General features: G+C 67.3%; 19 protein-coding genes. 6 read left to right on the forward strand and 13 right to left on the reverse strand.

Annotated elements, in window-relative coordinates:
• Positions 1 to 21: 21 nt before the first annotated feature.
• Entirely contained in the window at positions 22 to 720 is a 699-nt protein-coding gene (locus AC5P67_RS09940; protein ID WP_012480412.1) for a heavy metal response regulator transcription factor, read from the forward strand.
• A complete protein-coding gene (locus tag AC5P67_RS09945) occupies positions 717 to 2084 on the forward strand; it encodes a heavy metal sensor histidine kinase (protein ID WP_495214642.1) in 1368 nt (455 codons plus the stop codon). Before AC5P67_RS09940 ends, AC5P67_RS09945 begins: the two co-directional genes overlap by 4 nt.
• Positions 2085 to 2219: 135 nt before the next feature.
• Here the strand turns inward: AC5P67_RS09945 and AC5P67_RS09950 are convergent, their stop codons facing one another.
• A complete protein-coding gene (locus AC5P67_RS09950) occupies positions 2220 to 3161 on the reverse strand; it encodes a LysR family transcriptional regulator (protein WP_495214644.1) in 942 nt (313 codons plus the stop codon).
• Positions 3162 to 3267: 106 nt separating this feature from the next.
• Here AC5P67_RS09950 and AC5P67_RS09955 point away from each other — a divergent pair, with 106 nt between their 5' ends.
• A complete protein-coding gene (locus AC5P67_RS09955; protein WP_005409846.1) occupies positions 3268 to 4011 on the forward strand; it encodes an SDR family oxidoreductase in 744 nt (247 codons plus the stop codon).
• Between the two features lie 100 nt (positions 4012 to 4111).
• Here AC5P67_RS09955 and AC5P67_RS09960 read toward each other — a convergent pair whose 3' ends face one another.
• The 3 genes from AC5P67_RS09960 to AC5P67_RS09970 are packed head-to-tail and all read right to left on the reverse strand — an operon-like array spanning position 4112 to position 9602.
• Positions 4112 to 7189: an efflux RND transporter permease subunit gene (locus tag AC5P67_RS09960; protein ID WP_495214646.1), complete on the reverse strand. Its 3078-nt coding sequence runs from the start codon at positions 7187 to 7189 to the stop codon at positions 4112 to 4114.
• A complete protein-coding gene (locus AC5P67_RS09965; protein WP_024956522.1) occupies positions 7186 to 8358 on the reverse strand; it encodes an efflux RND transporter periplasmic adaptor subunit in 1173 nt (390 codons plus the stop codon). Before AC5P67_RS09965 ends, AC5P67_RS09960 begins: the two co-directional genes overlap by 4 nt.
• Entirely contained in the window at positions 8355 to 9602 is a 1248-nt protein-coding gene (locus AC5P67_RS09970) for a TolC family protein (RefSeq protein ID WP_114618346.1), read from the reverse strand. The genes AC5P67_RS09965 and AC5P67_RS09970 overlap by 4 nt, the downstream gene beginning before the upstream one ends.
• A gap of 62 nt (positions 9603 to 9664) precedes the next feature.
• Here AC5P67_RS09970 and AC5P67_RS09975 point away from each other — a divergent pair, with 62 nt between their 5' ends.
• Positions 9665 to 10339 (forward strand): response regulator, encoded by a 675-nt coding sequence (locus tag AC5P67_RS09975; protein ID WP_099484669.1) that lies wholly within the window; start codon positions 9665 to 9667, stop codon positions 10337 to 10339.
• The gene (locus tag AC5P67_RS09980; protein WP_495214647.1) at positions 10332 to 11714 is read left to right on the forward strand and encodes a sensor histidine kinase; all 1383 of its coding nucleotides are present in this window, start codon (positions 10332 to 10334) and stop codon (positions 11712 to 11714) included. The genes AC5P67_RS09975 and AC5P67_RS09980 overlap by 8 nt, the downstream gene beginning before the upstream one ends.
• Before the next feature lie 253 nt (positions 11715 to 11967).
• Here the strand turns inward: AC5P67_RS09980 and AC5P67_RS09985 are convergent, their stop codons facing one another.
• From AC5P67_RS09985 to AC5P67_RS09995, 3 genes are all read right to left on the reverse strand, one after another.
• On the reverse strand, positions 11968 to 14319 hold the full coding sequence (locus AC5P67_RS09985; RefSeq protein ID WP_495214648.1) for a GH92 family glycosyl hydrolase: 2352 nt from the start codon (positions 14317 to 14319) through the stop codon (positions 11968 to 11970).
• Positions 14320 to 14415: 96 nt separating this feature from the next.
• Positions 14416 to 14739: a thioredoxin family protein gene (locus AC5P67_RS09990; RefSeq protein ID WP_032965894.1), complete on the reverse strand. Its 324-nt coding sequence runs from the start codon at positions 14737 to 14739 to the stop codon at positions 14416 to 14418.
• A 5-nt stretch (positions 14740 to 14744) separates the two neighbouring features.
• Positions 14745 to 15161 carry a host attachment family protein gene (locus tag AC5P67_RS09995; RefSeq protein ID WP_005409854.1) on the reverse strand — a complete coding sequence of 139 codons (417 nt, stop codon included), beginning with the start codon at positions 15159 to 15161 and terminating at the stop codon, positions 14745 to 14747.
• A 480-nt stretch (positions 15162 to 15641) separates the two neighbouring features.
• Between AC5P67_RS09995 and proP the strand changes: the two genes are divergently transcribed.
• Entirely contained in the window at positions 15642 to 17129 is a 1488-nt protein-coding gene (gene proP / locus AC5P67_RS10000) for a glycine betaine/L-proline transporter ProP (RefSeq protein ID WP_005413620.1), read from the forward strand.
• A gap of 84 nt (positions 17130 to 17213) precedes the next feature.
• On the opposite strand, the gene AC5P67_RS10005 is transcribed toward proP, so the two are convergent.
• The 6 genes from AC5P67_RS10005 to AC5P67_RS10030 all read right to left on the reverse strand — a co-directional run bounded on the left by AC5P67_RS10005 (position 17214) and on the right by AC5P67_RS10030 (position 22581).
• Positions 17214 to 17834 carry a hypothetical protein gene (locus tag AC5P67_RS10005; protein WP_495214649.1) on the reverse strand — a complete coding sequence of 207 codons (621 nt, stop codon included), beginning with the start codon at positions 17832 to 17834 and terminating at the stop codon, positions 17214 to 17216.
• Between the two features lie 105 nt (positions 17835 to 17939).
• On the reverse strand, positions 17940 to 18566 hold the full coding sequence (locus AC5P67_RS10010; RefSeq protein ID WP_033835046.1) for an ATPase: 627 nt from the start codon (positions 18564 to 18566) through the stop codon (positions 17940 to 17942).
• A 3-nt stretch (positions 18567 to 18569) separates the two neighbouring features.
• Positions 18570 to 18911, reverse strand: coding sequence for a type II toxin-antitoxin system prevent-host-death family antitoxin (locus AC5P67_RS10015; RefSeq protein ID WP_005413623.1), 342 nt, complete (start codon positions 18909 to 18911; stop codon positions 18570 to 18572).
• A 70-nt stretch (positions 18912 to 18981) separates the two neighbouring features.
• Positions 18982 to 20577 carry a sensor histidine kinase gene (locus AC5P67_RS10020; protein ID WP_062607203.1) on the reverse strand — a complete coding sequence of 532 codons (1596 nt, stop codon included), beginning with the start codon at positions 20575 to 20577 and terminating at the stop codon, positions 18982 to 18984.
• Between the two features lie 9 nt (positions 20578 to 20586).
• Positions 20587 to 20991, reverse strand: coding sequence for a response regulator (locus AC5P67_RS10025; protein ID WP_012480424.1), 405 nt, complete (start codon positions 20989 to 20991; stop codon positions 20587 to 20589).
• A gap of 135 nt (positions 20992 to 21126) precedes the next feature.
• Positions 21127 to 22581, reverse strand: coding sequence for a surface lipoprotein assembly modifier (locus AC5P67_RS10030; protein ID WP_164173053.1), 1455 nt, complete (start codon positions 22579 to 22581; stop codon positions 21127 to 21129).
• Positions 22582 to 22591: the final 10 nt, after the last annotated feature.

A 22591-nucleotide genomic window follows, 5' to 3' on the forward strand; every position in this document is an offset into this window, starting at 1 on the left:
AGCTGCGATGATGGGCGCATCATGAAACTGCTGATCGTCGAAGACGAACCCAAGACCGGCAACTACCTGCGCCAGGGGCTGATCGAGGCCGGCTACGTGGTCGATCTCGCCTGCAACGGCGTCGACGGGCTGCACCTGGCCGGCAGCGGCGAGTACCAGCTGGTCATCCTGGACGTGATGCTGCCCGGCCTGGATGGCTGGAACGTGCTGTCGCGGCTGCGCGAGGCCGGCTGGCAGGTGCCGGTACTGTTCCTGACCGCGCGCAGCAGCATCGCCGACCGCGTGCAGGGCCTTGAGCTGGGCGCCGACGACTACCTGGCCAAGCCATTCGCCTTCGCCGAGCTGCTGGCGCGGGTACGCACCCTGCTGCGTCGCGGCCAGGCGCAGCCGCAGGCCGAGCGCATCGTCATCGCCGACCTGGTGGTGGACACCCTGCGCCGCCGGGTTGAACGCGGCGGCCAGCGCATCACCCTCAGCCAGAAGGAATACACCCTGCTGGAGCTGCTGGCGCGCCGACGTGGCGAAGTGCTGCCGCGCTCGTTGATCGCTTCGCAGGTGTGGGACATGAATTTCGACAGCGACACCAACGTGATCGACGTGGCGATCCGCCGCCTGCGCGCGAAGATCGACGATGACTTCGATGCCAAGCTGATCGTCACCGTGCGCGGCATGGGCTATGTGCTGGAGGCGCCGGACGACGGTGCAGTGCACAGCGGATGAGCCTGCGCCGTTCCATCGCGGCGCGGCTGACGCTGCTGTTCGCCATCGTGGCCACGCTGGTGCTGGCCGCGTTAGGCGTGGCGATCTATGTCAGTGCCCGCCACGACCTGGTCGCCCAGGACTTCGTCGAACTGGAAAACAAGGTCGCGTTGATCCGTGACCTCGCCGATAACGGACCTGCGTCCACACGCGCGAAGCGCTTGGCAGAGGCGCTGGGCCATCATCCGGACATCGCCTTCCACGTTGTTGATGGGCGTGGCGCGGTGCTGTTCTCGACCGCACCGGCGCTGCTGCGCGAGCATGCACGCGGCCAGCCGATCGACGCCGCGCCACGGCGGCACGACTGGATCCTCGCCGATGGCCGCTGCATGCATGCCCTGCACCTGCGCCAGACCCTGGCCGACGGCAGCCCGCTGGTCACCCTGCTGGCCATCGATGACGACCGCCATGCCGATTTCCTGCAGCGCTTTCGCCACCTGCTGGCGATCGCGATCATCGGCGCCGCGGTGGCCAGCAGCCTGCTCGGCGGTTATGTGGTGCGGCGTACGCTACGGCCGCTGCGCACGCTGGCCGATGAGGCCAGGCAGATCACCGCCGGTCGCCTGCAGCGCCGCCTGAGCGCGCGCAGTGCACCGGCCGAACTGGAGCAGTTGGCGCAGACCCTCAACGGCATGCTGGCACGCCTGCAGCAGGACTTCGCGCGGCTGACCGAGTTCTCCGGTGATCTCGCCCACGAGTTGCGCACCCCGATCACCAACATGCTGACCGAGGTGCAGGTGGTGATGGCGCACCCGCGCAGCAACGAGGCCTACCGCGAGACGCTTGCGTCGTGTGCCGAGGAACTGCAGCAGCTGGCGCAGACCGTGGGCGACCTGCTGTACCTGGCGCAGGCCGAGGCGCCGGGCGCGCTGCCCTCACGCGAGCTGGTGGCGCTGGATGGGGTGGTGGATTCGCTGCTCGAGTTCTACGACCTGCTGGCCGAGGACCGGCAGTTGACCCTGCGCCGCGACGGTGTGGCGAGCGTGGAAGGCAACCGCCTGATGCTGCACCGCGCGATCGCCAACCTGCTGTCCAACGCGTTGAAGCACGCAGCCGTGGGCAGCGAAGTACGGGTGCGGCTGATCGAGGCCGATGGCGTGTGCAGGGTCAGCGTGCACAACCTTGGCACGCCGATTGCCGCCGAAGCGCTGCCGCGCCTGTTCGATCGCTTCTACCGCGGCGAGCGCGGCCGCCACGAAGGTGCCGGACTGGGGCTGGCGATTACCCGCGCGATTGCACAGGCCCATGGCGGTAGTGTGAGTGTTGTGTCGGATGACACCGGCACCGTGTTCGAGCTGGTGCTGCCGGGCGCCGCCGCCCGGTAGTGCCGACCGCTGGCCGGTACCCCGGTACATCAAGCGCATTGCAGTTGCCGGCCAGCGGCCGGCACTACCCTGCACAGCCAGCCCATGGCAGCGTCTCAGGAACGTTGCTTCGGTGCTGCCGGCCAGCGGCCGGCACTACCCAGCACGCGCGCCCTTGGACGGTAGTGCCGGCCGCTGGCCGGCAACCCCGGTCTGCTCGAACACCCCGGCCACCCAGTCGATGAACACCCGCAAGCGTGGCGACGGCGTGCGGTTGCGCGGGTAGACCAGGCTCAACGGGCTTGGCGTCGGCGGCGTCTCAGGCAACAGCTCGACCAGCTGCCCGCGCGCGATATACGGGTCCATCCGGTAGCGCGGCGCCTGGATGATGCCGAGGCCCGCCAGCGCGGCCCCAAGGAATGCATCCGCGCCGGAAACACGCACCCGCGCCGGCAGCGGCACGTAGCGCACCTGTCCCGCCTGTTGGAACTCCAGGGGGATCAGCTGGCCAGTGGCGCTGGAGCGGTAGCCGATCATCTGATGGCCTTGCTCCAGCGATTCAATGGTATCGGGCAGGCCGTGCGCCTGCACATAACCCGGAGCGGCCACCGTGACCTCGCGCAGCATCGTCAACCGGCGCGCCGCCAGATCGCTGTCGGCCAGCGTCCCCACCCGCAACGCCGCATCCACGCCTTCGCGCAGCAGGTCGACATAGCGGTCGCCTTCACTGACGTCCAGCTCGATCTCCGGGTAGCGCTGCAGGAACTCCGGCAGGTGCGGAAACAGCAGGTGCCGGCCCAGCGTGCCATGTACTTCAATGCGCAGCGGCCCGCGTGGCGGGGCATCACGGAACGCAGCCTCGGCATCGTCCATGTCGGCGATCAGGCGCAGGCAACGGCCATAGAAGGCCTCGCCTTCCAGCGTCGGCACCACCAGCCGCGTGGTCCGGTGCAGCAGGCGCACCCCCAGCCGCTGTTCCAGCGCCTTGATCGCGTCGGTCACCGTGGCCCGTGGCAGGCCCAGGTCCTCGGAGGCCCGGGTGAAGCTGCGGCGCTCGACGATACGGACGAAGGTGCGCATGGCCGTGAAACGATCCATTGTTCGGCTGTCCGGATGATGTTGACGGATTATGCAGGACTATCCGAAAGGACAATCTCGCGAAGATAGCCCTGCGCCACTCCGGCGCTCCCCAGTGGAAGCCACCATGACCCTCTCCCCCGCCCGCTCTGTCGCCCTGGTCACCGGCGGATCCCGTGGCATCGGCGCCGCCATCTCCCGCCGCCTGGCCGCCGATGGCCACGCGCTCGCGATCAACTATGCGGGCCGCCGCGACGACGCCGAAGCATTGGCCGCCGAACTCAACGCGGCCGGCGCGCAGGCCATCGCGCTGCAGGCCGATGTGGCCGACCCGCAGGCGGTGCGCCAGCTGTTCGACGCTATCGAGGCGCGCTTCGGCGGTATCGACGTAGTGGTGAACAGTGCTGGCGTGCTGCAGTTGGCGCCGCTGGCCGACAGCGACGATGCCCTGTTCGAGCGGGTGATCGGGATCAACCTGAAAGGCGCCTTCAACGTGCTGCGCGAGAGCGCGCGACGGGTGCGCGACGGTGGCCGGCTGATCACCCTGTCCACCAGCGTGGTCGGCATCAGACTGGAGAACTACAGCGTGTATGCCGCCAGCAAGGCGGCGGTGGAGACGATGGGCGCGATCCTCAGCAAGGAGCTGCGCGGGCGCAACATCACCGTAAACGCGGTGGCTCCCGGTCCGACCGCTACCGACCTGTTCCTGGACGGAAAGTCGCCGGAACTGATCGAGCGGCTGGCGAAGATGAACCCGCTGGAGCGGCTGGGTACGCCGGAGGATATCGCCGGTGCGGTGGCGTTCCTGGCCGGTGCCGATGGCGGGTGGATCAACGGTCAGGTCCTGCGCGCCAATGGCGGGATGGTGTAGTTCGCGGCCATTGCGCACCGGTATTCGCCCACCTTGGTGGGCGCCTCGCCGCGTGCCAACCAAGGTTGGCCTCTACCGGGCAGAGAACCGGATATCGCCGTCAGCCCGTGCGTGCCTCGCGGCGGAGATGCACCCAGTAGTACAGCGTGGGCAGTACCAGCAGGGTCAGCAGCATCGCCGACAGCAGGCCACCGATCACCACCACCGCCAGCGGCTTCTGGGTCTCGGCGCCAATGGCATGCGAGGTCGCCATCGGCAGCAGGCCGAACATCGCCAGCAATGCGGTCATCAGCACCGTGCGCAGGCGTTGCAGCGAGCCCTGCACCACCGACTGCAGCAGGTCCATGCCCTGCTCGCGCAGCTGCGCGAAGCGACTGAGCATCACCACCCCGTTCAAGACCGCCTGCCCGAACAATGCAATGAAGCCGATCGCCGCCGACACCGACAGCGGGATGCCGGTCAACCACAGGGCGAGAATGCCGCCGATCATCGCCAGTGGCACGTTGGCCAGGATCAGCGCCGCACTGCTGATGTCCTTGAAGGCATCGAACAGCAGCACGAAGATGATCAGCACCGACAGCGGGATCACCCAGCCCAGCCGCTTCATCGCACGCTGCTGGTTCTCGAACTCCCCGGACCATTCCAGCCGGTAGCCTTCCGGCAACTGCACGCTGGCGTCCACGCGCTTGCGCATGTCGGCCACCACGCTGCCCATGTCACGCCCGGCGATGAAGATGCTCACCGCCTTGACCCGCTGTGCGTTCTCGCGCGAGATGTTGATCGCACCGCTGGCCATGCGGAAGTCGGCCACGTCGGACAGTGTCACCGTGTGCCCATCGCCGATGCCGACCGGCACCGTGCGCAGCCGTTGCAGGTCGCGGTCGGCGTCGTCCAGGCGCAACGTGATCGGGAACCTGCGGTCACCTTCCCACAGTTCGCCGACCTGGCGCCCGCCCAGTGCGGTCTCGATCACCTCGTCGATATCGCGCACGTTCAAGCCATAGCGCGCAGCACGGTCGCGGTCGATTTCGATCTGCAGCTGCGGCAGTGAGCCGTCACGGTCGATGAAGGCACTCTCTACGCCCTCTACGCCACGTACCTGTCCCAGGATCGCCTGCGCCTGCTGGTTCAGCACGTCCAGATCCGAGCCACTGACCTTGATCACCACCTGGCCCTTGATCTGCGAGATGCTCTCCAGGATGTTGTCGCGCACCGGCTGCGAGATCGAGAACTCCGGCCCTGGAATACGCTGCTCCAGCGTGCGCTGCAGATCACTGACCAGCTGCCGCTTGTCCACGCCCTTCGGCCATTCCTTCTCGGGCTTCAACGCCACCAGCGCCTCGATCTGGTTGGCGCCCTTGGCATCGGAGCCGTCTTCCGGGCGCCCCAGCTTGGCCACCACCGTCGATACCTGCGGGAAGGTGCCGACCAGCTCACGGATGCGCCGCGACTGCTGCTGCGCCTCGGCCAGGCTGGTGCTGGGGTCAAGCGTGGCGGTCAGCCAGATCGAGCCCTCGTCCAGCTCCGGCAGGAACTCCGAACCCAGCCGGGTGCCCAGCGCGAGCGTGCCGGCCAGCAGCGCGACCGCGGTCAGTACCACCGCACGCGGGCGGGCCAGAGCGCGCTCCAGGATCGGCCGGTACCAGCCGGTCAGGCGGTCCATCAGCGGATTGCCGTCGCGCATGCGGTCGCGCCGCAGCCACCAGTAGCAGAACAACGGCACCACGGTCAGCGCCAGGATCAACGCACCGATCAGGGCCGAGGTCACCGAGTACGCCATCGGCGCGAACATGCGGCCTTCCTGGCGCTGCAGGGTGAAGATCGGGATGTGTGCGGCGATGATGATCAACATCGAGAAAAACGTCGGCCGCCCCACTTCCGATGCGGCTGAAAGAATGGTCGAGAACCGTGTCTTCCGGTCGGCCGCAGGGGGCAGCTTCGACAATCGCGAGACGATGTGCTCGGTCACGATCACCGCGCCGTCGATGATGATGCCGAAGTCCATCGCACCCAACGACAGCAGGTTGGCCGGCACGCCCCACAGGTGCAGGCCGAGGAAGGTCGACAGCAGCGCAAGCGGCATCATCGCCGCCACGATCAGTGCGGCGCGGGCGTTGTACAGGAACAGCCACAGCACCAGGAACACCAGCACCGCGCCTTCCAGCAGGTTGCTGAAGACGGTTTTCAGCGTGGTCGAGACCAGCCACGAGCGGTCGTAGAACGGCTCGATGCTGACCCCGTGCGGCAGCTGGTTGGCTTCGATCTCGGCGATGCGCGCATGCAGGGCGCCGAGCACGTCGGACGGATTCTCGCCCTTGCGCATCAGCACCATGCCGAACACCGCATCGTCATTGTCGTCCTGGCCGACCAGGCCCTGCCGTGGCAGGCCGGTATCGGCGATGCTGGCTAGGTCGCGCACCAGGATCGGCGTGCCACCACGCTGCTCCACGACCACATTGCCGATGTCGGCCGGCGAACGCATCAGGCCTACGCCGCGGATCAGGAACTGCTGCTGGCCGCGCTCCACGTAGCCGCCGCCGGCATTCGAGCTGCCCTTCTCCAGGGCCTCGGCGAACTCACGCAGGCTGATGCCGCGGTCACGCAGCTTGTCCAGGTCCGGCTTGACCTGGAACGTGCGCGCGAAGCCGCCGAAGCTGATCACATCGGCCACGCCCGGCACGGTGCGCAGGCTGCGCTCCATCGTCCATTCCTGCACGGTGCGCAGCTGGGTCGGCGTCATGTGCGGGCCCTTGAGCACGTAGCGGTAGATCTCGCCTACCGCTGAGCTCATCGCCTCCAGTTCCGGGGTCACCCCTTCCGGCAGCTCCACGCCCTGCAGGCGCTCCAGCACCTGCTGGCGCGCGAAGTAGTCATCGGCCTTGTCGTCGAAGGTCAGGATGATCATCGACAGGCCGAACTGCGTATGCGAGAACACCCGCACCGAATGCGGAATGCCGGACAGCGCCACTTCCAGCGGCATCGTCACTTCGCGCTCCACCTCTTCGGCCGCGCGCCCGGGGTGCAGCGATACCACTGTCACCTGTGTATCGGACACATCCGGAAAGGCCTCGACTGGCAGCACGCGGAACGCGGCAATGCCAGCGCCGATGAACAACAGCAGCGCCAGCATCACCATCAAGGGCTGGCGCAGGCAATAGGCAATCAGGCGATCGATCATGGCGCGGCGTGCCCCGTGCCGGCGCTGGCGGCGGCTGGCGCGCTGTCGACCAGCTGCTGCAACAGCAGGCCGCCCTCGACCACCACCCTGCTGCCAACCGCCAGGTCGTCACGCACCCACAGCCGGCCATCGCCCAGTTCCTCGGCATGCACGGCATGGCGCACGTAGCGCCCCTTGTCCTCCTCCACGAACACCACCTGCTTGCCGTCGATCAGCAGCACGGCCGCATCGGGCAGCGAGACACCGCCGTCGGCCGGCAACGCCACCTGGGCGCGCACGTACTGCCCCGCCTTGAAGCCGCGTGCGCGGTTGTCCAGCTCGGCGCGCGCCTGCACCACGCGGCGTTCGCTGTCGACGAAGTCATCCACGTGCTGCAGGGTCGCCTGCAGCAGTTGGCCATCGGCACCGGGTACGCTCACCTGCATGCCCGCCTTCATGCGTCCGGCCAGGCTCTCGGGAACATCCAGCAGCAACCACAGGCGGTCCGGATCGCCAATCACCGCCAATGGCTGTTCGCTGTCCGGGCTGACCGCCATGCCCGGGCTCATCCGCCGCTCCACCAGCACGCCATCAATGGGCGCGCGCAGCGGCAGGCGCTGGTCGACGCGCTGGCCGTTGCCATATGCCTTGGCGAAGGCGGTTGCACGCGCATGATCGGCCTGGCTGCCGGCGAAGTTGGCCTCGGCCTCGTCCAGTTCGCGGCCCGACGCCACACCCGCCGCATGCAGCTCGCGGGTGCGCTCCAGCTCCTTGCGCGCCTGCTGCAGCTCGGCGCGGCCACGCACGCCCTCCGCCTGGGCCTGGCCGAACTCGGGCGAGGTGATCCAGGCAATCAATTGGCCGGCCTTCACTTTCTGGCCCGGCTGCGCCTCGATGCGCGCCACCTGCCCCGGCAACGGCGTGCGCAGTGCACTGGAACGGGTCTCGTCCCAGACCACCCGGCCCGGCAGCTGCAGGCTGGCGCTGGCGCCGGCGGTCACCGCCTCGCTGCGCAGCACGTCCAGCTGGCGGCTGCCGGCAGGAAACTGGATCTGGCCGGCACTGATCTGCGGCGCATCCTCGGTGTAGGACGCCGGCTCACGGCCGCAGCCGACCAGCAGGGCCAGCGCCAGCAAGGCCGGCAGCACGCCGTGTCGCGCCCGCGGGCGATGGGCGACGGGGGACTTCATCGGGACTCTCCTTCAGCAACGGATGTGGCCGCTTCCCAGCGCGCCAGGGCAATGGCATGGTCGGCGCGCGCATCGATCAGCGCGGCCTCGAAGTCGCGCCAACTGCGGCGCGCATCCAGCAGATCGGTCAGGCTGGCGGCGCCGCGCCGGTACGCCAGTTCGATGCCCTGCACCGCCTTGCGTGCGGCGTCGGACTGCAGTCCCTCATAGTCGCGGCGGCGCTGTGCGGCGGACTGCGCGCTGGCCTGCAGCTGGTCCAGCTCGGCGCGTGCTTCGCGCTGCAGTACCTGCAGCTCCAGCGCGGCGCTGTCACGGTCGGCCTCGGCACGCTGGATCGCGCCGCGTGCACGTGACGGGCCGCCGAGCGGAATGGTCAATGACACACCCCAGGTGACGCCGCTGATGTCGGTCGGCTCGCGCTCGGCCTCCACACCCAGCTGGATGTCGCGATGGCGCTCACTGCGCGCCAGTGCCACACCGGTGTCGGCCGCGGCCAGGCGCGAACGTGCCGCGCGCAGATCGGCACGCTGCTGCGGGTCGAACGCACGCGTATCCACCCTGCCCGCGGGGTCTGGCCACGGATCATCGGCGCTGAGGTCATGGCTGTCGTCGCGGCCGAGCAGCAGCCCCAGCGCATGCCGTGCATCGCGCAGATCCAGGGCCGCCTCGCGCGCCGCGTCGGCTACGGCGAGATCGTCCACCGCCAGCCGCGCGCGATCCACCGGTGCCATCGCCCCTGTCGCGACCTGCTTGTCCGCCGCCGCCATCTGCTCGGCCGAACTCTGGCGGTTGGCCTCGGCAATCTGCGCCCGCTCCTGCGCGCCCTTCAAGCCGAAATAGGCTTCATGCAGCGCCACGTGCTGGCGGCGCCGCGCATCGAGCATCTCCAGCCCGGCCACTTCCAGCAGCGCGTCGGCCTGGCGGATGCGCAGTGCGCGCTTGCCGCCGCGCTCCCAGGTCCAGCCCAGGCCCACGGTGCTGTCCACCCGCTTGTCCTGCCAGCGTCCGGGGCCGATGCCGTGCTTGGGGCTGATCTTGCTGGTGCCGATCGACAGCTCGGTGGTCGGGCGTAATGCCGCCGTCTGCGCATCGCCCTGCACAGCGCGCAGCTCCAGTGCCGCCGCGCGGAGGTCCGGGTTGTGTGCTTCCATTGCGCGCTGCGCATCCTGCAGGGACAGTGCCGATGCGGCCGGCGCGCACAGGAGGGCGGCCAACACGGCCGCAAGACGAGGGGAGAAATTCATGCGGGTCACGGTAAGGTGACGCACTTGCGCCAAACTTGCCCCAACCTTGCACGAAGCTTGCAATGCGAATCCTGCTGATCGAAGACGACGCCGCTCTGGCCGATGGACTGATCCGCGCCCTGCAGGGTGCCGGCCATCTGTGCGACCACCTTTCGCGCGGGCTGCATGCACCGGCGGCACTGGCCAGCGCGCCATATGACGTGATGGTGCTCGATCTTTCATTGCCCGACGTCGATGGCCTCGACCTGCTCTCGCGCCTGCGCAACGACGGCGTCACCCTGCCGGTGCTGATCCTGACCGCACGCGATGGCGTGGAGGACCGCATCCTCGGCCTTGACCGGGGTGGCGATGATTACCTGGCCAAGCCATTCGCACTGGGTGAGCTGGAAGCCCGCCTGCGTGCATTGTCACGCCGCCGAAGCGATGCGCCGGCGCAGAAGCGATTGGGCCGGTTGTGCTTCGACAGCATCCGCAATGAAGTGCAGGTGGACGGCCAGCGCATCGAGCTGACTGCGCGTGAGCTGTCGCTGGTCGATGCACTGATGCAGCATCCCGGCCGCACCGTTACCAAGCAGCGCCTGTTCGACGCGCTGTACAGCTGGGACCACGACGCCAACCTGTCGGTGATCGAGGTCCACGTCAGCCGCCTGCGCCGCAAGCTGGAACAGGCGCGCGCCGGCGTCGGCATCCGCATGCTGCGTGGGCTTGGATACCGGCTGGAGGCCGTGGGTGACTGAGCGCGTGCACAGCCTGCGTGGCCTGCTGCTCAGGCGCCTTTGGCTACCGCTGCTGGTACTGCTGCTGTGCAGCGCAGTGGGTTCATTTGCGCTGGCCCGGTTCTATGCCGGCCAGGTCTACGACCGCTGGCTGCTGGATTCGGCGATGTCGTTGTCCGAGCTGGTGACGGTGCAGGATGGTCGCGCTTCGATCGAGATCACCCCAGCCGTCTCGCGCATGTTCAGCTGGGACACCGCCGACGAAGTGCATGGCGAGGTAGTCGATGCCGAGTGCGGGCGTTTGTATGGCGACCTGCCCGAAGCCCTGCCCCGCCCCGCAATCGCAGCGGGAAATGATGACGACGCCATCTACTACGATGCACGGGTGCGTGGTCAACCGGTGCGCATGGTCGAAGTGGTGGTCAGCGCCGGACCGGGCCATGACATCCGGCTGCGCGTGGCTGAGACGCTTCGCAAACGCCACCGGCTGGAGCGCAAGCTGCTGCTGACCAGCGTTCCCTTCCAGGCCGCGATCCTGGCATTGGCGGCGTGGCTGGCGTGGTCCGGTACAGGCGCTGCCGCTCGCCATGCCAACCTGGTTGCGCGGAAGCTGGCCAGCCCGCGGCCGGATCCGTTGGCACCGTTGGACCCTGCGCAGGAGGCACCGCGCGAACTGTGGCCGGCGGTGGAGGCCTACAACGCGCTGCTGCAGCGTCTGGACGCGATGCAGGATGCGCAGCGGCGCTTTGTCAGCAATGCCGCGCACCAGCTGCGCACGCCCTTGGCGGCGATGCAGGTGGAACTGGAGAGTTCATTGCGCCAGCACGACCCGCAGGCCCAGCAGCTGGCGCTGTCCGGCACGCTGGCCGGGCTGGCCCGCTTGCAGCATCTGGTCAACCAGCTGCTGATGCTCAGCCGCTCGGAAGATCCGCATGGCAGTGCACTGCCACTGCAACCGGTGGACCTGGCTGCGTTGGCACGCGGGGTGGTGGAGCGCTACGCCGACCGTGCGTTGGCGGCGGGCGTTGACCTGGGCTACGAGGGGCCAGACGACGGCGTGCAGGTACAGGGCGATCCGCAGCTGCTGCGCGAAGCATTGGGCAACCTGCTGGACAACGCGCTGCGCTACGGTGCCGTGCCCGGTGTGATCACCCTCGGCGTTCGGCAGGAGGCCGAAGGCGTGCAGGCATGGGTTGACGATGACGGCGCCGGCATTGCCGAAGCCGAACGCACGCGCGTCACGGAACGCTTCTACCGGGCCAGCAGCGAAGGCGATGGCTGCGGGCTGGGGTTGGCGATTGTGGCGGAGATCGCGCAGCGACATGGTGCGATGTTGAAGATCGAAACGGCGCCGCTCGGTGGCGCGCGGGTGGGGGTGCGGTTCCGTTCGCGTTGACGTCCTGCGTGCCAACCAAGGTTGGCACCTACCAAAAGCACCCCGACCCACGGATTCCGGTAGACGCCCACCTTGGTGGGCGCCGTTGATGTCCTGCGTGCCAACCAAGGTTGGCACCTACCAAAAGCGCCGCGACCCACGGATTCCGGTAGACGGCCACCTTGGTGGGCACCGTTGACCTCCCGCGTGCCAACCAAGGTTGGCACCTACCAGGTGCGGGGCAATGACGGCGGCAATGCGGCGCCGCCCCGCATCACCGGCTCATCGAGTACGGTGCCTGCGCGCCCTGCGCCGGCCAGTCCTTGTTCGGCTCGGCCTGCATGCTGAAGCGCAGCTCGCCACCGGCCAGGATCTCGTCGTGGCGCAGGAAGGTGCGCTGCAGCGGCTTGCCGTTGAGGCTCACGTTGCCCACATAGGTGTGCTTGTCATCCAGGCCATCGGCCACGATGGTGAACGTCTTGCCGTTGGGCAGGCGCATCGCGGTCTTCGGCAGGAACGGGCGGCCGAGGATGTACTCGCCCGAGCCCGGTGCCACCGGGTAGAAGCCCAGCGCGGTGAACACATACCACGCCGACATCTGGCCGACGTCATCGTTGCCGGCCAGGCCATCCGGACGGTCGGCGTACTGGGTGTCCATGATCTGCTTCAGGCGCGCCTGGGTGCGCCACGGCTGGCCAGCGTACGAGTACAGGTAGGCCACATGGTGGCTGGGTTCGTTGCCATGTGCATACCAGCCGATCAGCCCGGTGATGTCTTCCATGTGCTCGAAGATGGACGGATCCACCTTGGCGTTGAACACCTCGTCCAGGCGCGCGAGCAGCTTGTCGCTGCCACCGTGCGCTGCCGCCAGGCCGGCCACGTCCTGCGGCACATACCAGGAATACTGCCAGGCGTTGCCCTCGGTGTAGTCGGTACCGTAGCCACTGGCGCTGGGGTCGAATGGGGTGCGGAAACTGCCGTCGCGCTTGCGTGCGCGCATGAAGCCGGTGTCCTTGTCGAACGCATTGCGCCAGTTGGCCGCGCGCTTGTCGAAGGTCGCCGCGATATCGCCCTTGCCCATCGCCTGCGCCATGCGTGCGATGGTCCAGTCATCGAAGGCGTATTCCAGCGTCTTGCTGGCCGCTTCACCTTCCTCGTCGATCGGTACGTAGCCCAGCTCGCGGTACTGTGCGATACCGTCATAGGGGCCGTAATTGGCGGTCTCGACCATCGCCTTCAATGCCTTGTCGGCGTCGAAGCCACGAATGCCCTTCACGTAGGCGTCGGCGATCACCGGCACGGCGTGATAGCCGATCATGCACCAGTCTTCCAGGCCATGGAACGACCACACCGGCAGCATGCCGTAGGGGCTGTGCTCATGGTGGGCCAGCATCGAATTGACGAAGTCGCTGTTGCGCTTCTCCGGCTGCACCAGGGTCAGCAACGGGTGCAACGCACGGTAGGTATCCCACAGCGAGAACGTCGAATAGTTCGTGAAACCATCGGCCTTGTGCACGGCATTGTCCGAACCGCGATACTGGCCATCGGCATCCATGAACAGCGTCGGCCCCAACAGTGTGTGGTACAGCGCGGTATAGGCGCTGCGGCGAGCGTGCTCGGGTGCATCGATATCGAGCACCGACAGCGCCTGCGTCCATTCCTGTTTCGCCTGCGCACGCACGCGGTCGAAATCGAAGTCGGCCACTTCCGCGTCGAGGTTGGCAATGGCGCCGGCCTCGCTGACCGGCGAGATGGCAACCTTGACCACCAGCGGTGCGTCCAGCTTGCCGAATGCGAAGGTACCGACCAGCTGACGGCCCTCGATCTGTGCGCGCTGGGACGGATCCTTCTCGCCCGGCGGCGGGAAGCCCTTGTAGACGATGTTCTGCTCGGTGTTGTGCAGCTCATGCCCGGCCAGCGCGCGCGAGAAGCGCATCGCGAAATACAGCTGGCGGCCCGGCGCCCAGCCGCGCGTCTCGCGGAAGCCGGTCACCGTGCCGTCGGCACGCACCCGCACCCGCGACCACAACACCTTGCCCGGGTAGTCGTACATGCTGGTGCGCATGTCCAGCAGCACCTTGGCGTCGGTGCCCTTGGGGAACGCATAGCGATGCACGCCCACGCGGGTACTGGTGGTCAGCTCGGCACGCACCTTGTAATCGTCCAACGTGACCGCGTAGTAGCCCGGCTCCGCTTTCTCGTCATCATGGCGGAAGCGGGAGGCATAGCCGCTGCGCGGCTTCTCGGGATCGCCACGCTCCAGGCCGGGACTGCCGGTGAACGGCATCAGCAGGATGTCGCCCAGATCGGAATGGCCAGTGCCGGAAAAATGGGTGTGCGAGAAGCCGACGATGCTGCTGTCGTCGTAGCGGTAGCCGGCCGCCCAACCGTAGGCCTTCTCGCGCGGCTGGATACGCGTATCCGGGCTGAGCTGGACCATGCCGAACGGTACCGTCGCACCCGGATAGGTGTGACCTTCCCCACCGGTGCCGATGAACGGGTCCACCGATGCATAGGCCTTGTCGGCGGCGGTTCTGGCAGGCGCGGCCGAAGCCAGGCCGGAAGCGAGCATCGCCGTGGCGGCGACAGCGATCAGGAGACGACGGTCCAGCGTGGGCATCGGCATTTGGATCGATTCAGGTGATAGCCGGATGCTAGCACCGGGCCTGTCACGCCGCATGCTGCAGTGCGACTGCCCCGCGTGCCGCGCCCGGTTCACTCCTCAATCGGGAAGCGCGCCCTGCAACGACATGAGGTCCGCGCTGTCCAGCGGCCTCACTACCCGCGCGACCTCTTCTCCATCGTGCAGCAGCACCACCGTCGGCCACAGCTTCACTTTGAACGCTCGGCCCAGGGGCCTGCCCTTGCCATCCTCGATCTTCCAGTGCGGCAGATCGTTCGCTTCGACAAAGACCTGCAACGCGGGCTGCGCGGCCTGGCAGTGGCCACACCAGGGCGCGCCAAACTCGAGAAGCAGCCAGCCGACCTGCGCCTCCACATCCAAGCGGTCGGGCTCCGCCGACAGGTGATCGCGCATGAATGGCATCCGCGCTACGCCGCCAGCGCCTTCTGGATATCCGCCAACGGCGCGTTGGTCAGGTCCTTGGCGATGTCGCCCAGCAGGCGGGCCTGGGTTTCCTTGTGCAGCAGCGGACGGATGCGTCCCAGCGTGGTCGGATCAGCGATCAACACCAGGTGTGCATAGCGGTTCTTCAACGCATCCTCATTGAGCTGTTCCGCCACCTGCTTGGCGAACGTCGCCTCGTTGAGCTGGGATACCGACATGTCCTTCGGCACTGCACCCGCAGGCCCCTGCCCGGATACACCCTGCTCGCTGATGTCCTGCAGGCGCAGTTCGCCTTCCTGCTTCAAGGCCAGCTGGTGATCGCTGCCGACATTGGTGAATACACGGGCCGAACCGCCATCGGCGACAACCACAAGCGTACCTTCGGGAATGCGACGGGTCATGCGATGCTCCTTCTCTGTTGCGTTCGCCCACAACGTAGAGGGCGGCATGTGAGCAGCACGACCAGATTCCGTTCAACGCACGTCATCATTGCTTTGCAGATGAACAGGCATGATGGAACACAGCGTGCAGACAACTGCGCTTCGCTGCACGCTCACGCGCGTGCCGTTATGATGAACGGATGATCGACACGACCCACTACGTGACGGGCGCACCTGTTACGTGGAAAGCACTGCCGACCGGCGCTCCGCTTGCCACGCATGTTCCTGCTCCGCCCATCCATCGCCTCGCGCTGGATCCTGGCGGATGACGCCCGCAGGCACTTCGCCTGCATCCCCCGCATCGCTGTGATTCCCGGCCGCTGACCGCGCGGCCGTCGTGGTCCCGTTGCCGTGCTTCCGCCGACACGGCGGTGCCTCGCCGTGCGCGTGCATCCACGCATGCGGCCGTTTTCTCCATTTCAAACCTCCCAGGGAGCCCCCATGCAGGACACCCCCGATGCACATGCCCATTTCGGCTGGTTCAAACGCCGCCGCCATCTGAAGGTCGATGAGATCACCGTCGTCGACACGCCCATGCTCAAGCGCGCCGTCGGCGCGGCCGCACTCGGCAATGCCATGGAGTGGTTCGACTTCGGTGTCTACGGCTATCTGGCCGTCACCATCGGCCAGGTGTTCTTCCCGTCCAGCAACCCCACCGCACAGGTGATCGCCGCCTTCGCCACCTTTACCGTGGCGTTCCTGGTGCGTCCGCTCGGCGGCCTTGTGTTCGGCCCGCTCGGCGACCGTTATGGGCGCCAGAAAGTGCTGGCGTTCACCATGATCCTGATGGCGCTGGGCACGTTTGCGATCGGCCTGATTCCGTCCTACGAGCGCATCGGCATCTGGGCGCCGGTGCTGTTGCTGCTGGCGCGCGTGGTGCAGGGCTTCTCCACCGGTGGCGAGTACGGCGGTGCGGCCACCTTCATCGCCGAGTATTCCACCGACCGCAACCGTGGGTTGATGGGCAGCTGGCTGGAGTTCGGCACGCTGGGCGGCTACATCGCAGGCGCCGGTACCGTCACTGCGCTGCACATGCTGCTGAGCAGCGAGCAGATGCTGGACTGGGGCTGGCGCATTCCATTCCTGGTGGCCGGCCCGTTGGGCCTGCTCGGCCTGTACATGCGCATGAAGCTGGAGGAAACCCCGGCGTTCCGCGCGTTCGCCGAAGAAGCCGAGAAGCGCGAGCACGACCGGCCGGGGCTGGGCGCACTGTTCCAGGTGCATGGTCGCCAACTGCTCGTGTGCATGGGCCTGGTGCTGGTGTTCAACGTCACCGACTACATGCTGCTGACCTACATGCCCAGCTACCTCAGCGTCACCATGGGCTATGCCGAGAGCAAGGGCCTGCTGCTGATCATCATCGTGATGCTGGTGATGATGCCGTTGAACATCGTCGGCGGGTTGTTCAGTGACAGGCTGGGCCGCCGACCGATGATCATTGGTGCCTGCATCGCGCTGCTGGTGCTGGCGATTCCGTGCCTGCTGCTGGTCGGCAGCGGCAACGACGGGCTGATCTTCCTTGGCCTGATGCTGCTGGGCCTGGCACTGGTGTGCTTCACCAGTTCGATGCCGTCCACGCTGCCGGCGCTGTTCTATACGCCGGTGCGCTACAGCGCGCTGTCGATCGCATTCAACGTGTCGGTGTCGCTGTTCGGTGGCACCACGCCACTGGTGACCGCGTGGCTGGTGGAACGTACCGGCGACCCGCTGGTGCCGGCCTATTACCTGATGGGCGCGGCGGTGATCGGGCTGGTGACCATGCTGTTCGTAAAGGAGACCGCCGGCCTGCCGCTGCGTGGCTCACCGCCGGCAGTGGGCAGCGACAGGGAAGCCGCTGCGTTGTTGAAGAGCGATGTGCCGGTAACGGTGGACCCGAGTCTGCCACCACTGCCGGAGGCTGCGGAGCCTGAGCAGGTGAAGCCGGCCTGAGGCTGGCCGCAGAACGCGGTCCCCGCTTGGCGTGGACCTACGGGGCCAGCGGCGCCGGGCGAATACGCCCGGCACTCCCTGGCGCTATTTCTTGATGTGAGTCAGCCTCCCCGGCGTCCAACGCAGCGTCCATGTGTAGTTTCCGTCCGGCGGACAGACGTGGCGGTTCGGGCTCTTCCATTCGCAGACCGTCGCCCCGGCACTGACAATGAAATCGACAACGATGCGATCACCCTGGATGCGGATGGCACGGATGGCGCCTGGGATCTGTTCAGCCGCGTCGTCAGCATAGCCATACCTGCGGATGGCGGCATAGTCCTCTGCTTCCACCGGCGACAGGCTGTTCGGGTTCTCCTGGCCGCGCGAATCGTTTGCCGTCAGCGCCGTCATCACCGCAACAACGTTGCTTTGGGCGAAGCTGCCGCCGGAATAGTCGGACGTGTAGAAATACACGACCTCGGCACGGCCATCGCCATCGAGATCGGCAACAGCGGTCCAAACCGGGCGGAAGTCGGATTCAATGTCGCCGCCGGGAATCAGCCGCAGGTTGGCTTCGGCGGCGTGGAAGGCCTGCACCAGGCTGGGCGGCGATGGTCGCTTGGCGGCAGGCGACGCGGCCATCGTCGGCATGCAGGACAGCGCCAGTGCCAGCGCGGCAAGCACCAGGCAGATAGAACTGGAGCGGAACGTCGCAGGTCCGTGCATGTCATCCTCCTTGAGTGTGCGGTCAGTCTAACCGCAGCTCCGGTGGCAGTCGTGCACGGCGCGGTTTCGCGCGATGTGTGAAAGGTATCCACGTATGGCGTGGATCTAATCCGAGGTGTTCAATTCCATCGCACGCATCACGATGGGCTTGGCCCAATCCGGCGTATGCAGCAGCTCGGCCACCGAGACCGGGTACTGCAGCTGGCCATGCGCCATCGCCAGCACCGGCAGCGGCTCGACGCAGCCGTCGGCGTCGGCGGGAGCGCTGTTGTCGTAGACATGCAGCTCGGCCAGGTGTGGCAGCAGGTCCAGCAGGTTCTCGCGCGCCGAATCGAAGCGGGCGTGGATCTTCTCCACCGGAATATCGTGGCCACCGGCCGCTACCCGCGCAGCGACGCGGGCGATGTGCAGCTCGACGCTGGACAGGCCGCAGAACCATACCGCCACATGATGCTGCTCACAGGCCTCGCGCAGCAGGCCTGGAATGGTGTTGCCGCCCAGCGTGGTCTCGAAGGCGAAGTCCGTGCCATCAGCCATGGCCTGGCGCAGGCGGCGGGTGCCTTCCTGCCAGGCCTCCGCATTGGCATCGGGCAGCGGCCAGCCGGCCTCCACCAGGCGCCGGGTGAACGAATCGGGGTTGAACCAGCCCAGCCCTTCGGCTTCCAGCCAGGTACCCAGCAGCGAACTCTTGCCGGCGCCATTGACGCCGGCAAGCACCAGGATCCGCCCCATCGGTCAGAGCGGGCGGCCGAGGGTGACCTTGCGACCGCGGCGGATCGGCTGGCCCAGCACCTTGCCCAGCCCCTCCCCGCGCTGCAGGCTGGCCAGGGTCTGGTCAAACTCACCGCGCAGGCGCAGCAGTTCTTCGCTGCGCTCACCGGCATCGCCGCCAGCGGCCTTGGCCAGCAGTTCCTGGTAGGTGCGGATGTCCACGATCACCGCTTCGGGGTGGTTGTGGTTGGTGATGACCAGCGCCTGCTTCTCGCGCACGGTGCGCATCAGGCTCGGCCAGCCACGGGTCTTCACCGACGACGCGGGGGCCTTTTCGAGGCCAGGCAGATCCAGCGGCAGGGTCATGGCACGGCTCCAGACGGGGACAGTTGAGGCCATTATGCCCAATTTGGCCCAATTGGGGATAAATGGACTTTTACCTGCCGGAACCGCCCGCCGCCGCGCCGGGAGCATCGGTCTGCAGCAGGCTGTCTCGCTCGCGCAGCGGAAAGCGGATCCAGGCGTCCAGGCCCTGCGGGCCAAAGCGCAGCTCGCCGCTGCCGGCGAGTTCGTAGGGCACGCGCTGCTCGATCAGCGCCCGGCCAAGGCCACGCTGCCGGGGCTGCTCCCAGTCCTCCACTTCGGCATGGCGCTCACACCAGTGCAGACCCAGCCATGGCTGGCCGGCCTGAACCTGCAGATCCCAGGTCACCTCGATCCGGCCATCCTCATGGGTCAGTGCGCCATGCCGCAGGGCATTGCTCGCCAGCTCGTGGATCGCCAGGGACAGTACTTCGGCCGCCTTCGGCGGCAGCAGCACATCCTCGCCCTGCAGGCGGTAGGCCGCCGCTGCCGGCGTCTGCGCCGCGATCTCCTCATCGAGCATGCCACGCAGGCAGACCCCGGCATTGGCGCCGCGGGTCAGCAGGCTCTGCGTGCGCGCCAGCGACATCAGTCGCCCGCACAACCGTTCAGCGTATTCATCCACGCTGCTGACCGACTCGCGGGTCCGCCAGGCAATGGCATGGATGGTGGACATGATGTTGCGCACCCGGTGCTGCAGTTCGGCCAGCAATACAGACTGGCGCTCGGTGGCACGCTTGAGATCGTCGATGTCCACGGCGATAGCAAATACGCCGCTGACCTCACCGTCGCCATCGCGCAGGGGCGCGGCCGCGACCCGGGTCCAGCGCGCGCGCCCATCGTCATGCAGATACTGGAACTCCAGCCCCGGCACCACGGTCTCGCCGCGCATCGCACGGGCGATGGCGAAATCCTCCGGCCCGATGGCGCTGCCGTCCGCATGCCAGCCACGCCAGCGATGCAGGTTCACCTCATCCGTGGAGGGCACCTTGCCGCTGGGCAGGTAGGCACGCATCTGGTCGTTGGACAGCTGCAGGCGCCCTTCGGTGTCGACAATGCAGACGCCCACCGGCAGCACCTTGAAGGCCAATGCCAGGCGCCGGTCCGCCTCCCGCCGCTTCTGCTCTTCGCGCTCGCGTGCCGATTGGGCCACATGCGCCGCTGTGGTCTCGAACATGGTCACGAGCACGCCGTTGATGCGCCCTTCCTCGCCACGGATCGGGCTGTACGTAATGGTGAACCAGACATCCTCCAACCGCCCGCGGCGTGCCAGGGGATAGAGTTTGTCCTCGTAGGTGATGGTTTCGCCCTGCCAGACGCGCTGGTAGATGGGCCCATTGATATGCCAGACCTCGGGCCAGCACTCGCGGGTCGGCTGGCCGAGCCCGCCGGGATGCTTGTCGGCCAGAATCTCGGCATAGCCATCGTTGTAGAGCTGCACCAGCTGCTCACCCCACAGCACGATCATCGGGAAACCATGGGCCAGCATCAGGTCGACGGTGGCGCGCAGGTGGGGCGGCCACTGCTCGCAGGCACCCAACGGCGTGGATGACCAGTCGTGGCGGGTGATGCGCGCGGCCATGCCATCGTGGCGCACATGCAGCTGCGGTGCAGGTGGCATCTGGCCACGCAGCTTGGCGGCGTGGATGTCTTCAGGACGGCGCGACATGCCGCGCAATCAGGCAATGCCCGCAGAGACCTGCGGCGCCGCCACCAGCGCGGCCAGCTGCTGCACCAGCGCTTCGATGTGATAAGGCTTGGTACAGCGCGGCGCGCTGGCAAAGCGGCTGGGCAGGTTGTCGTCGTAACCGGAGGTCAGCAGGAAAGGGATACCCGCCTCGGCCAGCCGATCGGCCAGCGGATAGACCTGCTCACCGCCCAGGTTGATATCCAGCAATGCCACATCGATGGGATGGATATCGACCAGCCGCCCCAGCGCCTGCAGGTCACCGGCAGGCCCCACCACCTGTGCGCCTTTCAGCTCCAGATAGTCGACCAGAAACATCGCGATGGCGAATTCATCCTCCGCCACCAGTACACGCAGCCCTTTCAGGCCCTCTGGTTTGTTGCCCGCTTCCAGCACGACCGGCGCTCCTCGATACACGCGGCCCAGCTCTGCCGCAACACCCGAAGGATGCGCGAAACGGGCTACAAGAGCGCGTGATGATGAGTGAAGATCGCGGCCACGGCGCGTTCACCGTGCAGCGCAGCGGCGCGTTCAGAAGGCCCGTTCCCATTTCAGGCTGAGCAGGCTGCGGTCGTGGCTGTACAGCCAGCCGACGTTGCTGTCGATGCGCGCGTAGCGCAGGCTCAGGCTGGGCACCAGCCCGGCCACCGCCAGGCGCTCGCTGCGCACGACAGCAATCAGGTTCTGTTCGCTGTCCTCACGCCGCGCCTCCAGCAGCGGGCTCCACGCATCGTAGTCGCGCTCGCGCAACGACACGAACACGGTGGCGGTGGTGCCCGTCCACTGGCGCGCCGCCCCCAGGCGCAGTCCACGCTGGCGGTAGCCGTTGGCCGGATTGGCGGCGCGGCTGTCACTCAGGTCCAGCCCGGCAAAGAGGGTCCAGCGCGGGTTGAGCGCACGGAACCAGGTGGCATACACTGCGGCCAGCTCACCGTCGTAATTGCTGGCCAGGCCGCGCTGGCGATAGCGCTGGCGCTTCCAGTCGGCCTCCAGCCTGAGCAGGCTGCGCGCGTCCAGTGCATATTGCCATTCGCCATGCAGCCCGCTGCCGCCCTGCAGAGCCCGGTTGCCCAGGCCCTGGTAGTCATAGCTCGGCGCGATCTGCAGGGTATGCCGTGCGCTGCGCCAGCTATAGCCCGCCTGCACGCTCGCATTGAGCTCGTTGTAGGCGCTGTGCCCGCGCCATGCCTGGCCGAACGCGAGCCCTCGCACATAGACGCCGTGATGCCCGGCCAGTGCCCAGCGACGCTCCAGGTTGCCGTCGTAGTCCAGGCCCATGGCGCGCTGGGCATCGGGAAGATTGCGCTGGATGATGCAGGTGTCGCCCACTCCGAACAAGCAGGTGCGGCTGGCCGAGCTGCGGTTGATGTTGTCGCTCCATGCCGGGCCGGCTGCCAGCGCTCCTTTCCAGCGCTTGCGCGCCTTCAGCGCAGCCAGATAGGCGTCCACCCGCCCGCGCACACCGGCGGTGGCGGGGTCGTCAGCATTGATGCCACCGGCGATGGCCGTGAACAACGCCTCCGCATCGCGGTCGCGCTGGTCCTCGGCATAGACACGTGCAAGCTCAAGGCGGGCCGGCAGGAAATCCGGCTGCGCCGCCAGCAGTGCTTCGTACTCGTTGGCCGCGCGGTGGTGATTGCCGGCCACCCGCGCCAGGCCGCCCTGCGCGTAGTGGCGCAGCAACGGGTCGTGGCCGGGCAGTTCGATGTATTCGTCCAGGAAGCGCTGCGCTGCACCCCATTGCTGATGCTGCAACGACAGGTACAGCGCCTGGCCCAGATCGTCGACCGTGCGCTCCACGCGCAGGGTCTGGCCGTCGATGGTGATGGTCGGTCGCGCCGACTCGGCCTGCTGCAGGCGCTGCTGGTCCTGCTGCTGGTGGCGCAGTTCGCTGCCCTGCTCCAGCACACGACGAAGATCATCCTGCTGGGCGCACACATCGGCAGCCGCCAGCAACAGGATCACAAGGAAGATGGGATGGCGCATGGTCGATCCG

Source organism: Stenotrophomonas sp. YJH_SMC_21 (assembly GCF_059369555.1).